This is a genomic window from Bradyrhizobium oropedii (genome assembly GCF_020889685.1).
Taxonomy (GTDB): domain Bacteria; phylum Pseudomonadota; class Alphaproteobacteria; order Rhizobiales; family Xanthobacteraceae; genus Bradyrhizobium; species Bradyrhizobium oropedii.
Window position 1 is genome coordinate 1 of the sequence record NZ_JACMYO010000179.1, and the last position, 17,551, is coordinate 17,551.

The 17,551-nt window shown below is 65.0% G+C and carries 17 protein-coding genes and 1 pseudogene; 7 read left to right on the forward strand and 11 right to left on the reverse strand.

Features of this window, described 5'->3' with window-relative positions; all coding sequences use genetic code 11:
* Positions 1-100: 100 nt before the first annotated feature.
* From H8A95_RS34200 to H8A95_RS34230, 7 genes are all read right to left on the reverse strand, one after another.
* Complete coding sequence (locus H8A95_RS34200; protein WP_163163220.1) at positions 101-709, reverse strand: single stranded DNA-binding domain-containing protein; 609 nt, start codon at positions 707-709, stop codon at positions 101-103.
* A 355-nt stretch (positions 710-1,064) separates the two neighbouring features.
* Entirely contained in the window at positions 1,065-1,643 is a 579-nt protein-coding gene (locus H8A95_RS34205) for a hypothetical protein (RefSeq protein ID WP_229187158.1), read from the reverse strand.
* Positions 1,644-1,759: 116 nt separating this feature from the next.
* Positions 1,760-2,602, reverse strand: a complete 843-nt coding sequence (locus H8A95_RS34210; protein WP_229187147.1) for a shikimate dehydrogenase — start codon at positions 2,600-2,602, stop codon at positions 1,760-1,762.
* Positions 2,603-2,633: 31 nt separating this feature from the next.
* Positions 2,634-3,275: a YoaK family protein gene (locus tag H8A95_RS34215; protein WP_229187148.1), complete on the reverse strand. Its 642-nt coding sequence runs from the start codon at positions 3,273-3,275 to the stop codon at positions 2,634-2,636.
* A gap of 91 nt (positions 3,276-3,366) precedes the next feature.
* A complete protein-coding gene (locus tag H8A95_RS34220; RefSeq protein ID WP_229187159.1) occupies positions 3,367-5,328 on the reverse strand; it encodes a WG repeat-containing protein in 1,962 nt (653 codons plus the stop codon).
* 180 nt (positions 5,329-5,508) lie between these two features.
* The gene (locus H8A95_RS34225) at positions 5,509-7,557 is read right to left on the reverse strand and encodes an elongation factor G (RefSeq protein ID WP_229187149.1); all 2,049 of its coding nucleotides are present in this window, start codon (positions 7,555-7,557) and stop codon (positions 5,509-5,511) included.
* Between the two features lie 177 nt (positions 7,558-7,734).
* Positions 7,735-8,643, reverse strand: a complete 909-nt coding sequence (locus H8A95_RS34230) for a LysR substrate-binding domain-containing protein (protein WP_229187150.1) — start codon at positions 8,641-8,643, stop codon at positions 7,735-7,737.
* 124 nt (positions 8,644-8,767) lie between these two features.
* Here H8A95_RS34230 and H8A95_RS34235 point away from each other — a divergent pair, with 124 nt between their 5' ends.
* Complete coding sequence (locus tag H8A95_RS34235; protein ID WP_229187151.1) at positions 8,768-9,700, forward strand: alpha/beta fold hydrolase; 933 nt, start codon at positions 8,768-8,770, stop codon at positions 9,698-9,700.
* Here H8A95_RS34235 and H8A95_RS34240 read toward each other — a convergent pair.
* The 3 genes and pseudogenes from H8A95_RS34240 to H8A95_RS34250 form a co-directional block, all read right to left on the reverse strand.
* The gene (locus H8A95_RS34240) at positions 9,697-10,179 is read right to left on the reverse strand and encodes a DUF992 domain-containing protein (RefSeq protein ID WP_229187152.1); all 483 of its coding nucleotides are present in this window, start codon (positions 10,177-10,179) and stop codon (positions 9,697-9,699) included. The genes H8A95_RS34235 and H8A95_RS34240 overlap by 4 nt on opposite strands.
* Before the next feature lie 258 nt (positions 10,180-10,437).
* Positions 10,438-10,961 (reverse strand): annotated as a pseudogene (locus H8A95_RS34245) (DUF992 domain-containing protein).
* 245 nt (positions 10,962-11,206) lie between these two features.
* The gene (locus H8A95_RS34250; protein WP_229187153.1) at positions 11,207-12,409 is read right to left on the reverse strand and encodes a pyridoxal phosphate-dependent aminotransferase; all 1,203 of its coding nucleotides are present in this window, start codon (positions 12,407-12,409) and stop codon (positions 11,207-11,209) included.
* A gap of 624 nt (positions 12,410-13,033) precedes the next feature.
* Here H8A95_RS34250 and H8A95_RS34255 point away from each other — a divergent pair.
* From H8A95_RS34255 to H8A95_RS34265, 3 genes are all read left to right on the forward strand, one after another.
* Positions 13,034-13,687 carry a glutathione S-transferase family protein gene (locus H8A95_RS34255; RefSeq protein ID WP_229187160.1) on the forward strand — a complete coding sequence of 218 codons (654 nt, stop codon included), beginning with the start codon at positions 13,034-13,036 and terminating at the stop codon, positions 13,685-13,687.
* A 180-nt stretch (positions 13,688-13,867) separates the two neighbouring features.
* Positions 13,868-14,044, forward strand: a complete 177-nt coding sequence (locus H8A95_RS34260; protein WP_172803618.1) for a hypothetical protein — start codon at positions 13,868-13,870, stop codon at positions 14,042-14,044.
* 61 nt (positions 14,045-14,105) lie between these two features.
* Positions 14,106-14,261: a hypothetical protein gene (locus H8A95_RS34265; RefSeq protein ID WP_229187154.1), complete on the forward strand. Its 156-nt coding sequence runs from the start codon at positions 14,106-14,108 to the stop codon at positions 14,259-14,261.
* A gap of 13 nt (positions 14,262-14,274) precedes the next feature.
* Here the strand turns inward: H8A95_RS34265 and H8A95_RS34270 are convergent, their stop codons facing one another.
* Positions 14,275-14,628 carry a DMT family protein gene (locus H8A95_RS34270; RefSeq protein ID WP_212016991.1) on the reverse strand — a complete coding sequence of 118 codons (354 nt, stop codon included), beginning with the start codon at positions 14,626-14,628 and terminating at the stop codon, positions 14,275-14,277.
* A 211-nt stretch (positions 14,629-14,839) separates the two neighbouring features.
* Between H8A95_RS34270 and H8A95_RS34275 the strand changes: the two genes are divergently transcribed.
* From H8A95_RS34275 to H8A95_RS34285, 3 genes are all read left to right on the forward strand, one after another.
* Positions 14,840-15,655 (forward strand): PAS-domain containing protein, encoded by an 816-nt coding sequence (locus tag H8A95_RS34275; RefSeq protein ID WP_229187155.1) that lies wholly within the window; start codon positions 14,840-14,842, stop codon positions 15,653-15,655.
* A gap of 97 nt (positions 15,656-15,752) precedes the next feature.
* Positions 15,753-16,214, forward strand: coding sequence for a GNAT family N-acetyltransferase (locus H8A95_RS34280; protein WP_229187156.1), 462 nt, complete (start codon positions 15,753-15,755; stop codon positions 16,212-16,214).
* Positions 16,215-16,489: 275 nt separating this feature from the next.
* A complete protein-coding gene (locus H8A95_RS34285; protein WP_229187157.1) occupies positions 16,490-17,431 on the forward strand; it encodes an aldo/keto reductase in 942 nt (313 codons plus the stop codon).
* Positions 17,432-17,551 lie beyond the last annotated feature (120 nt).

Here is a 17,551-nt window from a genome sequence, read left to right on the forward strand (position 1 = left end):
TCCGCGACGGATGAGGGGTCTCTAGCCGCGGAGACAGACCCCTCACCCCGCTTCGCTGCGCGAAGCGACCCTCTCCCACAAGGGGAGAGGGTGAAAGGCATCACATCGGCGGTGCGATCCCGTCGCGACCGACATTGACGCGGTTGGCTTCGAGCGTGCCGTCCTCCTTCTTCGCCGCAGCGAAGATGATGATCTTGGCGCCGGGCTTCAGTTCCGACTTGTCGCCGGAGACGAAGGTGACGACCGGCGTTCCCGGCGGCACCACGACCTTCTTCTCGCCGTCCTTGTATTTCACCAGGATGTTCTGGCCGTCGGTGCCCTGCACCGTCTCGGCGACGGTGGCGTTGGTCATGGTCGAGTTGGCGCGCAGGTCCCACGGGCGAAAGCCTTCGGCGGCGCCGCGCTGATTTTCCGGGAAGATGTGAACCGCGATCGCCTTCTGCGTCCCGTCAGGCTCGGGCATCGCAGTGACGCCGATATAGGAACCGGACTTGATCTCCGACAAATCGGTCTTGGCGACGCCGAACACGGCGACGTTATCCGTCGTCCGCACCTTCATGTCGGCGCCGTCGCGCGACTTGATCGACAGCAGCGCGCCGTCAACGGCCTCGATGGTGCCGCGAATGCGCACCGTCGGCGGCTGCTGTGCGGATGCAACCGAGGCAAAGGCAACGAGAAGCAATGCGGCGAATGGCGTCGATTTCGGCATGGTGTTCCTCATGGGTTTGGCTGGCGAATCAGGGAACACCGGGGAATTGGTGGTATTCCGTGCAAGCCACAACTTCCTTGCGGGAGCGACGGCTCGCACGACAACTACGCAACGGACGAGTGGCCGTTACCGCAGTAACGGACAGGTGATGCACGCTCTTTCCTTCTCCCCTTGTGGGAGAAGGTGGCCATAGGCGGCCCACGAGGCCGCCGTTCTTGAGGGACGCCGATGCTACGCATCGGCTATGCGCAGTCCGCGACAGATGAGGGGTCTCTATCCGCGGAGACAGACCCCTCACCCCGCTTCGCTGCGCGAAGCGACCCTCTCCCACAAGGGGAGAGGGTAAGAGGACGCATCACATCGGTGGCGTAAGGCCGTCGCGCCCGACGCTGACGCGGTCGGTCTCAAACGAGCCGTCGGGCAGCTTCTTCATGAAGGCGACGATCTTAGCGCCCGCCTTCAGGTCCGCTTTGTCGCCGGGAACATAGGTCACGACGGGCGTATCGGGGGTGACCTGCACCGTCTTCTCGCCGTCCTTGTACTTGACCTGCAATGTATGGCCGTCATTGCCGACGACGGATTGCGCGACGGTCGCGTTGGTCATGCTGCTGTTCGGCTTCAGATCGTACGGCCGCGAACCTTCGCCGGTGCCGCGCATGTTCTCGGGGAAGACATGCACCTCGACCGCCTTCGGCGTGCCGTCGGGGCCGGGCACTGTGGTCGTGCCGATGAAGGAACCGACCTTGATGTCGGATAGCCCGATCCTGGTGAGGCCGAGCACCACCATATTCCCGGCCATATGCAGCTTGACGTCCTCGCCGCTGCGCGACTTCACCGCAAGCGTATCACCGTCGACGCTTTCGACGGTTCCGCGCACCCGGGTCGGCGTCGGCGGCTGTTGCGCAAGCGCATAAAGCGTGGACACCGTCACCATTGCGAACGCAATGAACGGACGAACGAGATGGAAACGGCGGGCAGGCATGGTTGATCTCCGGGGGGAACGCGGGGGGACTAACACGAGACCCCGGCTCGGAGACGCTATTCCAGGCCTCAAGTCTTTGTGAGATCGGCCTCAACGATCGCGCGCAGTTCCGGCGTGACCTGCGGCCGCTGCCCGAACCACAGCTCAAAGCCACGCACCGCCTGGTGCAGCAGCATGCCGAGCCCATCGGCGGTCTTCAGGGAGCGCGCCTGCGCGGCGGCAAGCAACGGCGTCACCAGCGGCACATAGACAAGATCGGAAACAACCGCACTCTGCGGCAACAGACCGACATCGATCTCGAGCGCGGGTTGACCATGCATGCCGAGCGACGTCGTGTTCACGAGCAGGCCGGCGCGCGGCAGCAGCTCACCGACCGTGTCCCAGGTCGCGGGATGAACACGCGCACCGAACTGGTCGGCGAGCGCACGGGCCCGGTCGATGGTGCGGTTGACCAGATGCACGCGCGCGATGCCGCGCTCGAGCAGGCCGAACACCACCGCGCGCGACGCGCCGCCGGCGCCGAGTACCAACGCGTCTTCCGTCTTATCCCAGCCGGGCGCGCAGGCATCGAGATTGTTGATGAAGCCTTCGACATCGGTGTTGGTCGAGCGCAACTCACCGTCGGCGAACCACAGCGTGTTGGCGGCGCCGATCGCGCGGGCGCGTGCGTCCGGCGCCGACAGCGCCAGCGCCTGTTCCTTGTGCGGGATGGTGACGTTGGCGCCGACAAAGCCGCGCAACGACAGGCGGAACAGGAAATCCTTGAAATCCTCCGGCGGCACCGCCTCGATCACATAGCCGCCCTCGAGGCCGAGCGTGCGCAGCCAGTAATGATGGATCAGCGGCGAGCGGGAATGGGCCGCCGGCCAGCCGATCAGACACGCGGCGCGGGTTTTGGTTGCGGAGGTCATGACCGTGACATCGGCCAAGGCGCGCGCGCTGTCAATCCGTCCGCTTCGCGGTTGCGGCAACCAGCGCACTGAGCGCGAACGCCGCGGCTGCGGCAAACCAGATCGCACCGAGGTTGATCGAGCGGTAGGCAAATGTGCCGAGTAGCGCGCCCGCGACCAGCGCCGCCCAAAGCATCAAATTGGGCAGCCAGGCCCAGCCCGCCCCGCCGGTCAGCGCGGCGGCGATCAGCTGGCCGGCCTTGACCAGCGCGCCGGTGACATAGGTCAGACCGAGCCCGGCTCCGCCCTGGAGCTGGAAAACGGCGTTCTCGAGCCCCATCGCCAGCACGATGGCCGCGACCGCCGCGTTCGGCAGGCCATAGGCATAGGCCAACGCTGCCGCTGTCAGCAGCAGCGCCTCGACGAACAGGATCAACGGCTGGCGATGAGTCAGGGGGCTGAGCACGACCAGGCTGCCGGCCGCGGCCCCCGCAACAAACAGCACGATCAGCGCCAACGCCTCTAGCGCATGCTGCCAGTGGCCGTCGGCCAGCGCCACGCCAAGCCGCGTCGAGTTGCCGCTCATGAAGGAGACGAACAGCCCGCCGAGCTGCAGATAGCCGATGCCGTCGACATAGCCGGCCAGCGCGCTGAGCGCGCAGGCCAGCGCCAGGTTGCGGCGGGACTCAAGCATGCTGTCGGTGCGCCCCCATCAGGGACGCAAGCTAGCTGCATCCAGCCATCCTGCCAACGATCACGCCCGCGCCGGGCGTGATCGGAGGAAGTCAGCGCTCGACTTTGCACTCGAAGCGGTTGTCGCGACCCAGGGGGTTGGTGTCGAGGCATGCGATGCCCGGGACCAAGTGAGCGTGTCGGTCGATCGCACACCATTTGCCGTCGCGCTTGGCCCATGCCACGCCGCGTTGACGCGGCGTGAAGTAGACCGGCCCATCGAACTGCGGCTCGATCATCACTCGCCCGGCGGTGTCGACCAGCCCCCACGTGCCGTCCCTGAGAAAGGTCAGCAGGCCGAAATCGAGGTTGCCCCCCACGCGTTCGGCGCCAATGTCGACCCACGTCTCCCCGGTTCGCGACAGGATAGCGCGCTTGCCCGCGGCTTCCGACATGATCACAGGACTGATACTGACATCGCACAGAACGCCCGGCCGCGGCGGAATGACCCAGGATTGATCCGAAAGCCGGAGCAGACCGGTCGCTCCGGACAGGGTCACAAAGGCGGTATCATTTTCGCGACGCAGCGCGGCCGCGTCGAACTTCGGCTCGATCAGCCATGATCCGTCCGAGCGCATGAAGCCGCGCTTGCCATCGATCGATGCGACGAAGAGACTGGTTCCGGTCGAGAGGTAGTCGAATTTGGGTTCGAGCACCCAATGTCCATCGGGCCCAAGGCGACCCCATTTGCCGCCAAGCTTGGCATTCTTGACGTCCGAACCGGCCCACACAATCGCGTCAAACACCACGGGTGTCACTGGGTTCGAGCCGGCGTCGACCAAACCGAATTTGTCTCCGATCTTCAAAACGAACGGCGGAGTGCCGCCAAAACATGACGCGTCGATCAGCCGGCCGCCCGGCGGCTGCAGCGGGCTGCCATCCGCCTTGAAGTGAAGCCATTCCTTGTTCTTGTATGCGTCGAGCCGGCCATCGGCGCATTGGCCGATCGGCTGATCATATTCGGCGTCGAGAACCACGCGGCCATTGAGGTCCAGAAGTCCCCAACGATCCGCCATCTTGAAGTGCCAGCCGAACACAGCGCCGGGGTGATCAGACTTCAGACTGGCAAAGGCAAACTGAAGCCCCTGGTAATTGGTCTGGAACATCCATGCGCCTGACTTGTCGATCACGCCGACGATACCGTCGCGCTCGGCCGAGGTGCGATCGAAGCCCGCGATAAACCACCCGGCTTTGTCGAAAACCGGCTCGATGACGAAGTTTCCCCGCCGGTCGATAAAGCCGACCTTGCCGTTGACCATCACGCGTGCGAGCCCGTTAGTCAGCGCACTCACCTGCTGGAATTTCGGCTCGACGAGCCAACTTCCGTCAGCGCGCATCAGCCCCCAAAGCTTGTCCTTTTGCACCCAGCGGAGTGCCGGGTTGTTGTCGAACCCGGGAATCGGCGGTTTGCGCGACTCGATCAATCGGCCCTGGATGTCGATGACATCGGTGAGGGACGGCTCAGCGGCCCTGACGCTGAACCTCGCTTCGCCGGACGGCGTAAACGCGACCCGGCTACTGGAAAAGTCCTCCCCGCCGGTCATACCGCCCAGCTGCCGGTCTTCCGATACGGCAAAACGATCAGGACTGATCGCTCGGATGAATCCATACTTCGGCTCGATCACCATCTTGCCGTCCCGGTCGATCAGGCCTGACTTTCCGTCCAAGTCGACTTGGGCGAAGCCGTAGTGATAGTCGTCGACGATGCGGTATTGCGGCTTGACGATTTCGTGGCCGTCCTCGTCGATGAAGCCATACAGACCGCCGACGCGGACAGCGGCACGGTTATCCGAGAACGGGCCAACCCAGTCGTATCGGGGAAATACCGCGACCGCGCCGTCGCGGTGGACCGCTCCGCACAGGCCGCCGGGAAACGCGCACATTGGCAGAGGGCCAGTCGAGGGAGGGTCGTAGGGTGACGGCTTCTGCGCGATCAAATCCTGCAAGACGGCTTTGCCGGCGGGCGTCAACTCCATCGGCTTGTCTTGCGCAAGTACGCCATGCATCAGCAGCACGCCAGCCAATGCGGCAACTTTCCACACCACGCGCACTACCTTGCCCTCACCGTCCAGACGGCGACTGAGGACGTACGCGCAATCCGTGGCGAGATAGTGTCGGTCGTCTTACAATGTGTAATTGCACATCCCACCGAACATCCCGGGCACGCCTTGCGCGCCCGGGATGACGTCACTTCATCATGCCGCGTCGCGATGCGCGGCGATGATCTGGTCGGCGGCGCGGCCGGTCACTTCGGCCATGCGGTCGAACTGGCGGGTGAAGGTGCCGGCACCGGCGGTGGCCGAGCGCAGCTCGACGATGAGGTCGCCGATCTCGGCTTCCGGCATCGTCGCGCGGACACAATCCCAGCCGCTCCAGCCCTCGCGGGTGTCGAAGCCGAGGATCTGGCCGCGCCGCGCCGACAGGATCGCATTGATCTTTGCGGTGGCCTCGGTCGGGCAGACGATCTCGACCATGTGGATCGGCTCCAGCAGCACGGGCTGGCACTGCGGCAGCCCTTCGCTGACCCCCATCCGCGCCGCGGTGCGGAACGCGAGGTCGGAGGAATCCACGCTGTGATAGGAGCCGTCGGTCAGCGTGACGTCGACGTCGATTACCGGGAAACCGAGCGGCCCCCGCACCAGCGCGTCGACCACGCCCTCCTCCACGGCGCCGATATAGTTGCGCGGCACCGCGCCGCCGACCACCTTCTCGTGGAATTCGAAGCCGGAGCCGCGCGGCTTCGGCTTGATGTCGAGCACGACGTCGCCGAACTGGCCGTGGCCGCCCGACTGCTTCTTGTGCCGGCCGCGCTGGGTGACGGCCTTGCGGATGGTCTCCTGGTAACCGATCGCCGGCGGATGCGATTTGACGCTGACGCCGTAGCGGTCTTTCAGCCGCTCCTGCGCGACGCGCAGATGCATCTCGCCCTGCCCCCACAGCACGGTGTCGTGGGTGCGCGGGTTCTGGATCATCGTCAGCGAGGGATCTTCTTCGTTCAGCCGCAGCAGCGCCTGGCCGAGCTTGACGTCGTCCTTGCGGTCGGTCGCTGATATCGAGATCGACAGCACGGCCGCGGCCGGCTCGACCTTGACCAGCGAGGCCGGGGCCGTCTTGCCGCTCGAGACCGTGTCGCCGGTCTTGATTGCGTCGAGCTTGCCGAGCGCAACGGCGTCGCCGACCTCCGCTGACGGCCGCTTGCTGTCATGCGCGCCTGACACCGCAAGGATGCCGGAGACGCGTCCGCTCTCGCCGGACGAGGATTGCAGCGTTGCGCCGTCGTCGAGGCGGCCCATCAGCACGCGCGCCAGCGACAGCTTGCCGCCGTGCTGCAAATGCACGGTCTTGAACACATAGGCCAGCGCGTCCTTCTGATCCTTGATGCCGAGCCGCCTGGCTGTCTCAATGACGCCCGGCGCCTCGTGGCGCAGTGCCTTCATCAGGCGGAGCACGCCGTTCTCGCGGCTCGCAGCGCCAAGCAGCACCGGACAGATCAGCCCTTCGCGCAGTTCGCGCGCGAGATCGTCGAACACGGCATCGCGCGGTGGCTGGATATCCTCCAGCAATTGCTCCATCAGCGCGTCGTCGTGGTCGGCGAGCTTCTCCAGCATCGAGAACCGCGCTTCCTTCTCGCGGTCGAGATTGCCACCCTCGAGCGCCATCACCTCCGACGGCTTGTGCTCGCGATAGACGAAGGCGCGCTCCAGTGCGAGATCGACGAAGCCTTCGATCAGATCGCCGTTCCAGATCGGGATCTGGCGCAGCACCAGTGGGACGCGCGAAGCCGGCTGCAGCGTCGCAAGCGTCTCGCGGACGCGCTTGTTGGCACGGTCGATCTTGTTCAGGAACAGGAAACGGGGAACACCGAGCTCCTCGAGCTCGCGCAGGATGATCTGCAGCTGCGGAAGCTTCTTCTCGTCAGCTTCGCAGACCACGACCGCGGCATCGACCGCCGGCAACGCGGCACGCATGTCGTGCGCGAATTCGATCGAGCCGGGACAATCGATAAAGGTGTAGCTGTCACCCATAAAGGTGGTGGTGGCGGCGGTCAGGCCTACGCCCATCTTGTGTTGACGCGCCTCGGGGCTGGCATCGCCGATGGAGGTTCCGGCATCGACGCTGCCGGCCGTCTTGATGGCGCCAGTGCGCGCCATGATCGCTTCCAGAAGTGTGGTCTTACCGCTTTGGAAAGGGCCCACCAATGCAATGCACCGTGGACCTCGGGGACTTCTGACGTCTTGTCCCATTGCCGCCTCCTCGTGTTGGAGCTCGGCCCATGATTGGGTCGGCGACCGTTAATGCTCTGCCTGCGTTTGACGTTTGGCAAGCGGGAAAACGTCGCTGCGGTGCGGCGTCGCGGGAGTTTGCGATGGCAGAGCAAAGCGCCGTCATTGTCCGGACGATTGCGTCCGTGCGACGGTTCCTCAGGGCGCAGGTGGCAAAGCAATCTCGCGCCAGCGCATCGCGATGTCGAGCAGGCGCGCTACGGCGGGCGAGACATCTTCTTCGCGCCACGCAATCGTGAGCGGAGCCGTCACCACCGGCGCAGCAAGCCGAACGTAAGCCACGCCGCGACCGCTCTGCGCGCGTGCCGCGGCCTCCGGAACGAGTGACACACCGACGCCCGCGGCAATCAGGCCGATCGCAGTTTGCAGATGAAGCACCTCCTGCGCAAGCCGCGGCGTAAAGCCCGCAACCCGGCACGCGGCGACGATCAGGCCGGTGACCGAAGGCTCTGGGCGGGCCGGATAGAGCACGAAGGCATCGTCGGACAATTCGGCGAGCGCGATGTCGCGCCGCGCCGCGAGGGGATGCGCACACGGCAGCGCCGCAACATACGGCTCCTCGATGATGAACCGCTGGGCAAGACCCGGCTCGTCGAGCAGCGCCGGACGTGCGAAGCCGACATCGATCCGGCGTCGCCGCAGCGCCTCGGCGATCTCGGCCGCCAGCATCTCGTCAAGCACGAGCTCGACATCAGGGCAGGCGTCGCGATAGGCGCCGATGATATCGGGAAGGCCGGCAAACATGGCGGAGCCGACGAATCCGATTCCGAGCTTGCCGGCCTGGCCGCGACCGACGCGCCGCGTATCCGCAACCGCGCTCTCGAAATTTGCGAGCAGCGCGTGTGCGCGCGCAAGCAGCAGCTCGCCGGCCTCGGTGAGCCTGACAGGACGGCTATTCCGCTGCAGCAGCGTGACACCGAGCTCCTCCTCGAGCTGACGGATCTGCTGGCTCAGCGGCGGTTGCGCGATGTGCAGCCGCTCCGCCGCGCGCGTGAAATTCAATTCCTCGCCGAGCGCCACGAAATATCGCAGGTGTCGTAATTCCATGCCGGCGATATAGCACGGCGGCCGGCGCCGGCGGCAATACGCAATAGCTCTGCTATCGTATCGAACGAGTATTGGACCGGACGCGTGAACGCGGACAGCCTGCGGCAAACCACAGGAGGTCGCAATGACGGCGCTGGAAAAAGCCTTCGCGGACGCAGCCGCGGCGGGCATCACGCAACAGAAAATCGACATCGGCGGCCTGCGCGTCAACGTCGCGCGCTTCGGCAAGGGCCCGCCGCTGCTGCTGCTCCATGGCTGGCCGGAGTTCTGGCTGGTGTGGCGTCCGCTGATGCTGCGCCTCGGCGACAGCTTCGAGCTGATCGCTCCCGACCTGCGCGGCTGCGGCGACACCGGCAAGCCTGTGCCGGGTCCTGACGCGTCCGCAACGGCGGAGCGCCACGCGCTGGATATGTTCGCGCTCATGGATGCGCTCGGCCATGACGGCTTCGGCGTGATCGGCGGCGATCTCGGCGCCTACGTCATGCAGGCGATGTCGCATCATGCTCCACAGCGGCTGACCGGCACGCTTTATCTCTGCACGCCCTATCCGGGCCTCGGCCAGCGCTACGGCCAGCCCGGCCACCTGATCGAGGTCTGGTATCAATACTTCCAGCAGCTGCCATGGGCCGCGCAATTGGTCGGAAGCTCGCGCGAAACATGCCGGCTCTACTTCCGCCATTTCCTCGACCACTGGTCGGGCGACGATCCCGCCGTGTTCGGCGACCTGCTGGACGCCTATGTCGACAACTTCATGAAGCCGGGCAACATCCAGGGCGGCTTCGACTGGTATCTCTCGTCCGCGCCCAATCGCCGGCTCTGGCTCGAAGGCAAGCTGCCGGCACGACCGCGCATCGACGTGCCATCGCGCTTTCTCTGGGGCCGCCGCGATCCGCTGATCGCGCCCGAATGGTCGGACAGGCTGGGGGACTACTGGAGCGAACCTTCGATCAGGTTCGTCGACACCGGGCATTATGTTCACGCCGAGGCGCCCGGAATCGTTGCCGAAGAAGCCCGCGGCTTCTTCGGCCGATTGGCGAACGGAGTGCGCGCAAGTTAGCGCCCCGGACGCAGCTCCAGGCTCTCGAGACCGGCGGCGACGTTGACGCCGACCTGGCCCTGCACGCTGAGCGGCTGCAGGGCGATGGTATTGTCGGAACCGCCGACCAGCACATTGCCGCCGACGCCGACGCCGAGCGTCGCACTGCCCTGCGCGCCGGCGTAGTTGCCGGAGAGCGCCGCCGGCCCGAGCCGCTCCACCGGTGCGTAGACGCCCCAGGCCAGCGCCGATTCCTGGGTGATGCCGAGATCGATGCCGACCTTTTGGATGGTCGCGATGTAGCGATCCTCAGGCAGGCCGTTGGCGCGGAACACGCAACCGAGATGGGTGACGGAACCGACGATGAAGCCGACGCTCGCGCCGCCGCGGCATTCCAGGACGCCGACCTGTACGCGCTGGCTCGGCTGTTGGGCGTTGGCGCCAATGATTGCGGTTAGCGTGGAAATGGCAGCACCGGCGAGGAGAGTGAAGCGACGCATGTTGGGGAGTCTCCGGCTAGAGAGGCATGACGCGAGCAGAGAACAGAACGGCGCCGTGTCTGCGGCGCCGTTCGCATCCTATGCCATAACATCGAACGGTCGGCCAGAATTAGCGGTGCTCGACCACCGATTGTTGCCGGATGTGGCGATGTTGCTGCCGCGCGACCACGCAGAACCAGTCATGGAACGGACAACAAACGACAGACAACAAAAAAGAGGCCCGCTTTCGCGGGCCCCTTTGATCGAACACCGACCTGCTTAGTGGTGGTGATGATGACGGTGGTGGCGATGGTGACGGCGCGGGCCAGCGGTGCGAACCGGCTCGAGATCGATCCCGGCGATGCCGGCCGCAACGTTGAGGCCGGTCTGGCCCTGCACGCTGATCGGCTGCAGCGCATAGGCGTTGTTCGGGCCGCCGAACAGGAAGTTACCGCCGGCGCCGAGGCCGACCGAAGCATTGACGCCGACGCCGCCGTAGCTGCCGGCAAGCGCACCGCGCGGGAGCTGCGTGGTCGGCGCGCTCACGGCCCAGGCGAGCTGGGTCGTCGCGGTGACGCCGAGGTCGACGCCGATCCGCTTCACGGTCGCAACATAAGGCTCGGGACGCGGCCGCCGCTCTGGAATACGCACTCGAGGCGGGCAACAGAGCCGACGACGAAGCCGACGTTCTCGCCGCCCTGGCATTGCAGAACCCCGGCCTGAACCTGCTGGGGTGCCGCGTTGGCGGTGGCGAACGGCGCCAGCAACGCAAGCGCTGCAAGGGTGAGAGTCGAAAGTCGCATTGGTCTGTCTCCGCAAGGTGAACTGAATTTGTGCGGCGGACAGAATGCAAGGGTCGTGTCCAAAACAAGGCAGTTCGCAAAGACGCCGTAAAAACTTCCCGCGTGTGGCATCGATGTTCGCACACACGCGCGTGAGATGAGTTGGTTGTGATTTGACTCTGCGAATTTACCGCCGCGCGAGGTGACTGCACAAACAGAAACGCTCCCGCACCTGGTGCGGGAGCGTTTCGAAGGTTCGAAACCGACTATCGCAGATTACCGCAGAAGCGCTGGATGCGCTTGCAGGCATCCTCGAGATCCGAGGTCTTGGTGGCGTAGGAGATGCGGAACGCGGGTCCGAGGCCGAACGCCGACCCCTGCACGACCGCGACGCCTTCGCTCTCGAGCAGCTCGGTGACGAACGCCTCGTCATTGTCGATCACCTTGCCCGAGGGCGCCTTCTTGCCGATCGTGCCGGCGCAGGACGGATAGACGTAGAACGCGCCTTCCGGCCGCGGGCACTCGATGCCGTTCGCCTGGTTGAGCATCGACACCACGAGGTCGCGGCGTTCCTTGAACACCTTGTTGTTCGCGGCGATGAAGTCCTGCGGACCGTTGAGCGCCTCGACCGACGCCCACTGCGCGATCGACGACGGGTTCGAGGTCGACTGCGACTGGATCGTCGCCATCGCCTTGATCAGCTGCGCCGGGCCGCCGGCATAGCCGATGCGCCAGCCGGTCATGCAGTAGGCCTTCGACACGCCGTTCACGGTCAGCGTGCGCTCGTAGAGGCTCGGCTCGACCTGCGCCGCGGTGGTGAAGACGAAGTCGTCATAGACGAGGTGCTCGTACATGTCGTCGGTCATCACCCAGACATGCGGATGCCTGACCAGCACGTCGGTGATCGCCTTGAGCTCGCTCCTGGTATAGGCCGAACCGGTCGGGTTCGACGGCGAGCACAGGATCACCCACTTGGTCTTCGGCGTGATCGCCTTCTCGAGATCTTCCGGGCGCAGCTTGAAGCCGGTCGAGGCCGGGCAAATCACCGGCACCGACTCACCGCCGGCGAGCGCCACCATCTCGGGATAGCTGACCCAGTACGGCGCCGGAATGATCACCTCGTCGCCGGGATTGATGGTCGCCATCAGCGCATTGTAGAGCACCTGCTTGCCGCCGGTGCCGACGATGATCTGGTTCGGCTTGTAGCTCAGCCCGTTCTCGCGCGAGAACTTGTTGATGATGGCTTCCTTGAGCTCCGGGATGCCGCCGACATCGGTGTACTTGGTCTTGCCGGCCTCGATCGCGTGGATCGCAGCCAGCTTGATGTTGGCAGGCGTGTCGAAGTCAGGCTCGCCGGCGCCGAGGCCGATGACGTTGCGGCCCGCGGCTTTCAGCGCGCGTGCCTTGTCCGTGACCGCGATCGTCGCGGACGGCTTCACACGGTCGAGCGCAGCGGACAGAAAGGCCATTATCATCTCCTGGCAAACGTCGTGAGCCGTTGGGCCACGACTTGATTTGAATGGGATCGCGGCACCCTAGGCCCGTCGCCGCTGCATCGCAAGAAGCTTGGCGGTAGAGCACGAAAACTTTCGCGCATGGCTCGCAACACGCGCAATATTCCGCAAGTTCCGGCCCCAAATGACTCATATCCGGCAAGCCCGGCGGCGGCCGCTCCAGCCTTGCCGGCTAGGCCTGCGGCCGCATGCGCCTGCGCGGATTGCTCCGAGGACAATGTGCCGTACTGCACTTGCCTGACGGCGCCGACGACAGGCCATCAGGCGCAGCTGCCGGCCGGCACGTCGTGCGTTAACGCTTGTAGATTGCAGCGCGTCGGCCATACGGCACCGATGGTATCGACCGGCACCGTGCACAGCGTCGCGCAGGCGTGATCCGAGTTGTTCTGTCGTGTTGATGGAATCGTTCTGCACGCGTGCAGTGCGGTAGACGTTTCGACTTTTTCCACTCTACAGGGCTTGCGACGCACTCCCGTCGGCATCATTGTTTAGCGGCGTTGCGGTGTGACAGGCCGCGCAATTTCGAGCGTACCGTCTCTGACCAAGTTGAACCTGACGCACCGAGTGAACACCGACGCAATGTACAAGCTCTATTCGATGCAGCGCTCCGGCAACAGCTACAAGGTCCGGCTGGCGCTTGCCGTGCTGAACACGCCGTACGAGGCGATCGAGATCGACATCCTGCGCGGCGAGAGCCGCACCCCGGACTTCCTGGCCAAGAATCCGAGCGGCCAGGTGCCGCTGCTCGAGGTCGCCGAAGGCCGCCATCTCGCCGAATCCAACGCCATCCTCTGGTACGTTGCGGTCGGCACGCCGCTGGCGCCGGAGTCGCGGATCGATCGCGCCGACGCGCTGCAGTGGATGTTCTTCGAACAGCACGCGCTGGAGCCGAATATCGGTGCCGCCTATTTCTGGCTGTCGCTGGTCAAGGGCGGGCGCGACCTGCAGACCCACGCGCTGGAGGACTGGATGGAGCGCGGCTATGCGGCGCTTCAGGTGATGGAGAATCACCTCAAGGACCACGCCTATTTCGCCGCCGGACAGCTCACCGTCGCGGACATCGCGCTCTACGGCTACACCCATGTCGCCGACCGCTGCGACTTCGACCTGACGACCTTTCCATCGATCCGCGCCTGGCTGAAGCGGGTCGAGCAGTCCCCCGGTTTCGTCTCGATGGATTGGCAGCCCGGTCCCGAGGCCGAGCCTCAGGCCCGCCTGGTGGCAGGCCTCTGAACGGCGAGCCCTGAATAGCGGGAAGATCGGGGAAATTGCCCAAATTGCGGGCAAAACCGTCTTCCGCGCCGCACTTTGGCCATTTTCGAAGGACCCCGCCGCCGCAATCTTGCCCGTGACAATGGGCAGATTCGCTCGGATGTCGCGAGTGATTCGCTCGCGGCCTGAGGGATTTAGACCATGACACGGTGGTCCGGCACGGCAGGCTTCCACGGCCGCCCTGCCCCAGTGGCATCATCCCGGCTAACGAACGCGATCGCCGCGTCGCTCGCGCTTGGCGCGCTGACGCTGTGCCTGGTCGTCGCCGTGACGGTGCTGTCGAGCAACATCAGCATGGCAACATCGATCCCGGCGTAATCAAGCAGATTCCTTTGGGCACCTGATCCGCGGCAAGGCGCGGGAGAGACAGCGGCGCGACATGATGAAGACCCCAGTCGGACTTGTGACTGTGACGCTGTCGGCGGCGATCCTGCTGGCGGCATCGCTCCTGATCGTGACCGGCACGCAGGGCGAAGACCGCGCCCACCCCGCACACGCGACGACGCCCGCCGCCAAGCAGGCTCCACGCCACTAGAGCCGTTTCGGCTCTAGCTCCACTTGTGGAAGATGAAGAACGCGCCGGCAGCGATGAAGGCGAAGCCGAGCGCGTGATTCCAGCCCAGCGGCTCCTTCAGGTACAGCACCGAGAAGCCGGCGAACACGACCAGCGTGATCACCTCCTGCATGGTCTTGAGCTGCGCCGCGCTGTAGACCGCGCTGCCCCAGCGATTGGCCGGCACCGCCAGCCAGTATTCGAAGAAGGCGATGCCCCAGCTCACCATGATGACGAGGGGCAGCGAATGATCCTTGAACTTGAGATGGCCGTACCAGGCGAAGGTCATGAAGACGTTCGAGGCAAACAACATCAGGATCGGCAGCAGCGAAGGCGAAATGGCGGGCATCGATGTCCTCTTGCAAGCAAAGCTCGCGGTAACCCGCAGGCCCGGAAGCGGGTTCCATGCCGATCTGCATATCATTTTATTTGAAAGCAGCGAAAGCTGGTTCGGCCCGGGCAAGGCCCGCTTAACGGTCGGAACGGAAATGCCGGCGCCGTTGCGGCCCTGTCGTCAAACTAACGCTTTATCGTTTGTTCGACAGATAGCGAGAACGCGCATGCGGTTCGACTGGCGTGCAATTTCAGGTCCGGCCCTGACGGCGATCACGGCGCTTGCCGCCTTCCTGATCGATCGTCTCGTTGTCGCCGTCCCCAATCCTGCGCCGCTGTTCGTCTGCATCGTGGCGCTGGCGAGCTCGATCAGCGGCATCACCTCCGGGCTGATCTCCGCTGCGATCGCGGTGGCCGGCTCGGCGCTGTTCTTCCTCGATCATCGCGCGCTGCCCGGCTATGACACGGCCGACGTCGCGCGGATGCTGATGCTGACGGCGACCACGGCCGGCACTGCCTTGATCACCGGAATGCTGCGGCAGAAATGGGTCGACGCCTTCGCCGCGGACCAGCAGCATCACGCCACCTCAGAACGGCTTGCTGCCGCACTCGACCAGGTCGACATCGGCATCGTGCTGCTCGACGCCGACACCCGTGCCGAATTCATCAACCGCGCCTTCCGCGATTACTTCGCGCTGTCCGACGCCCAGGCTGACAGCAAGCCGCCCTTCGTCGCGCTGATGTATCATGGCCGCGACACCGGTGCGTACGAGCTGCCGGAAGATGAACTGAGCGCATTCATCACTGATCGCATCGCGATGATGCGTTCAGGCGATTCCACGCCGATCAACCTCAACCTCGCCGACGGCCGGGTGCTGCGCTTCAGTTGCACGGCGCTGCCCGACGGCGGCCGCATGCTGAGCTACACGCCGGTGACCGACCTCGTGCGGCATACCGACGATCCCGCCCGAGCCGACGAGTATCGCGCACAGCGCGCCGGGCGCGAACGCCATCTGGCGCGGCTGCTGCGCGCCGCCGAGTGAGGCGCAACCGCCCGATTGATCCCGCACATTGACGACGATAGAACATTGCAAGCGATGCGCAGGCATCGCGCAACGCAGGATCATGCAAGGACCGTTCATGTCCGACGACGTCACCATCCGCTTCGTCACGCGCGACGATTACGCCCAATGGCTTCCTCTGTGGGACGGCTACAACGCTTTCTATGAGCGTTCCGGACCGACCGCGCTCGCGCCCGAGATCACCGCGATGACGTGGCAGCGCTTCTTCGACGCCTACGAGCCGGTGCATGCGCTGGTCGCCGATGCCGGCGGCAGGCTGCTCGGCCTGACGCACTATCTGTATCACCGCTCGACCACGGCGATCGCGCCGACCTGCTATTTGCAGGATCTCTTCACCAGCGAAGCCGCGCGCGGCAAGGGCGTCGGCCGCGCATTGATCAACGGCGTCTACGCGCAGGCAAAGCTTGCGGGGTCGCCGCGCGTCTACTGGCAGACGCATGAGACCAACCACACCGCGATGCAGCTTTATGACAAGGTCGCGGACAGGCCGGGCTTCGTCATCTATCGCAAGGTTCTCTGAGCGCGCACGCGCGGCCTGTGGATTGAACAGAGATGTCACCGGCGCGTTACAAAGCCCGGCTACGCTTCGCCTCGCGTAAGATCAGGCCCCCCGTCTCAGATCTTCGCCCCGAGCGGTCCCCGTCAGTCGCCGCGTCTGACCGGGACCGCTTTTTTGCGACACAGCAAATTTTGCGACAGTGCCATGCGTGACCGGCGGTAGGGCGGCATCTTGCCGCCCCTCGGCGTGCTTGTCACAATGCGCGGCATCCCTCGCCTATCCCACAGGATTGTCTCATGGAAATTCGTAATCTCGGCGGCTCCGGCCTGCGCGTGTCCGCGGTCGGCATCGGCTGCAACAATTTCGGCCAGCGCACCGACCTGGAAACCTCGCGCAAGGTGATCCACAAGGCGATCGATCTCGGCATCACGCTGTTCGACACCGCCGACATCTATGCCGGCATGGGCGGCTCGGAAACCGTGCTCGGCACCGTGCTGGGCGATCGCCGCAAGGACATCGTGCTCGCCACCAAATTCTCCAAGCCGATGGCAACCGACGGCACCAGGCAGGGCGCCTCGCGGCGCTACATCATGTCGGCGGTCGAGGCGAGCCTCACGCGGCTGAAGACCGACTACATCGATCTCTACCAGCAGCATGATTACGACCCGCTGACGCCGATCGACGAGACGCTGCGCGCGCTCGACGATCTCGTGCGCCAGGGCAAGGTGCGTTACATCGGCAACTCCAACTTCCCGGCGTGGCGGATTGCGGAAGCCCAATACGTCGCGCGCGAGATGAACGTGAACCGCTTCGTGTCCTGCCAGGACGAATACAGCCTCGTGGTGCGCGGCATCGAGAAGGACCTGCTGCCCGCAGCGAAAGCATACAATCTCGGCCTGCTGCCGTTCTTCCCGCTCGCCAGCGGTCTGTTGACCGGCAAGTACCAGCGCGGCGCTGCGGCGCCCGCCGACACCCGCTTCGCCAAGGCCCCGGCCCTCAGGGATCGCTACGTCACGCCGCGCAACGAGGACATCGTCGAGCAGCTGCAGGCCTTCGCCACGGAGCGCGGCCACACCATGCTCGAACTCGCCTTCTCCTGGCTCGCCGCCCGCCCGCAAGTCTCAAGCGTCATCGCCGGCGCGACGCGTCCCGAGCAGGTCGAACAGAACGTCAAGGCGATCAGCTGGAAGCTGAGCGCCGAGGAGATGGCGGAGATCGACCGGATTACGAAGGGGTAGGCCCCGCCGAGGCTACAGCCACAACTGTCGTCCCTGCGCAAGCAGGGACCCATAACCACAAATGCTTGTGGTGATGCCGCGTGGAAGCCACAGCGCGCTCCAACACTACCAACGGTGGTT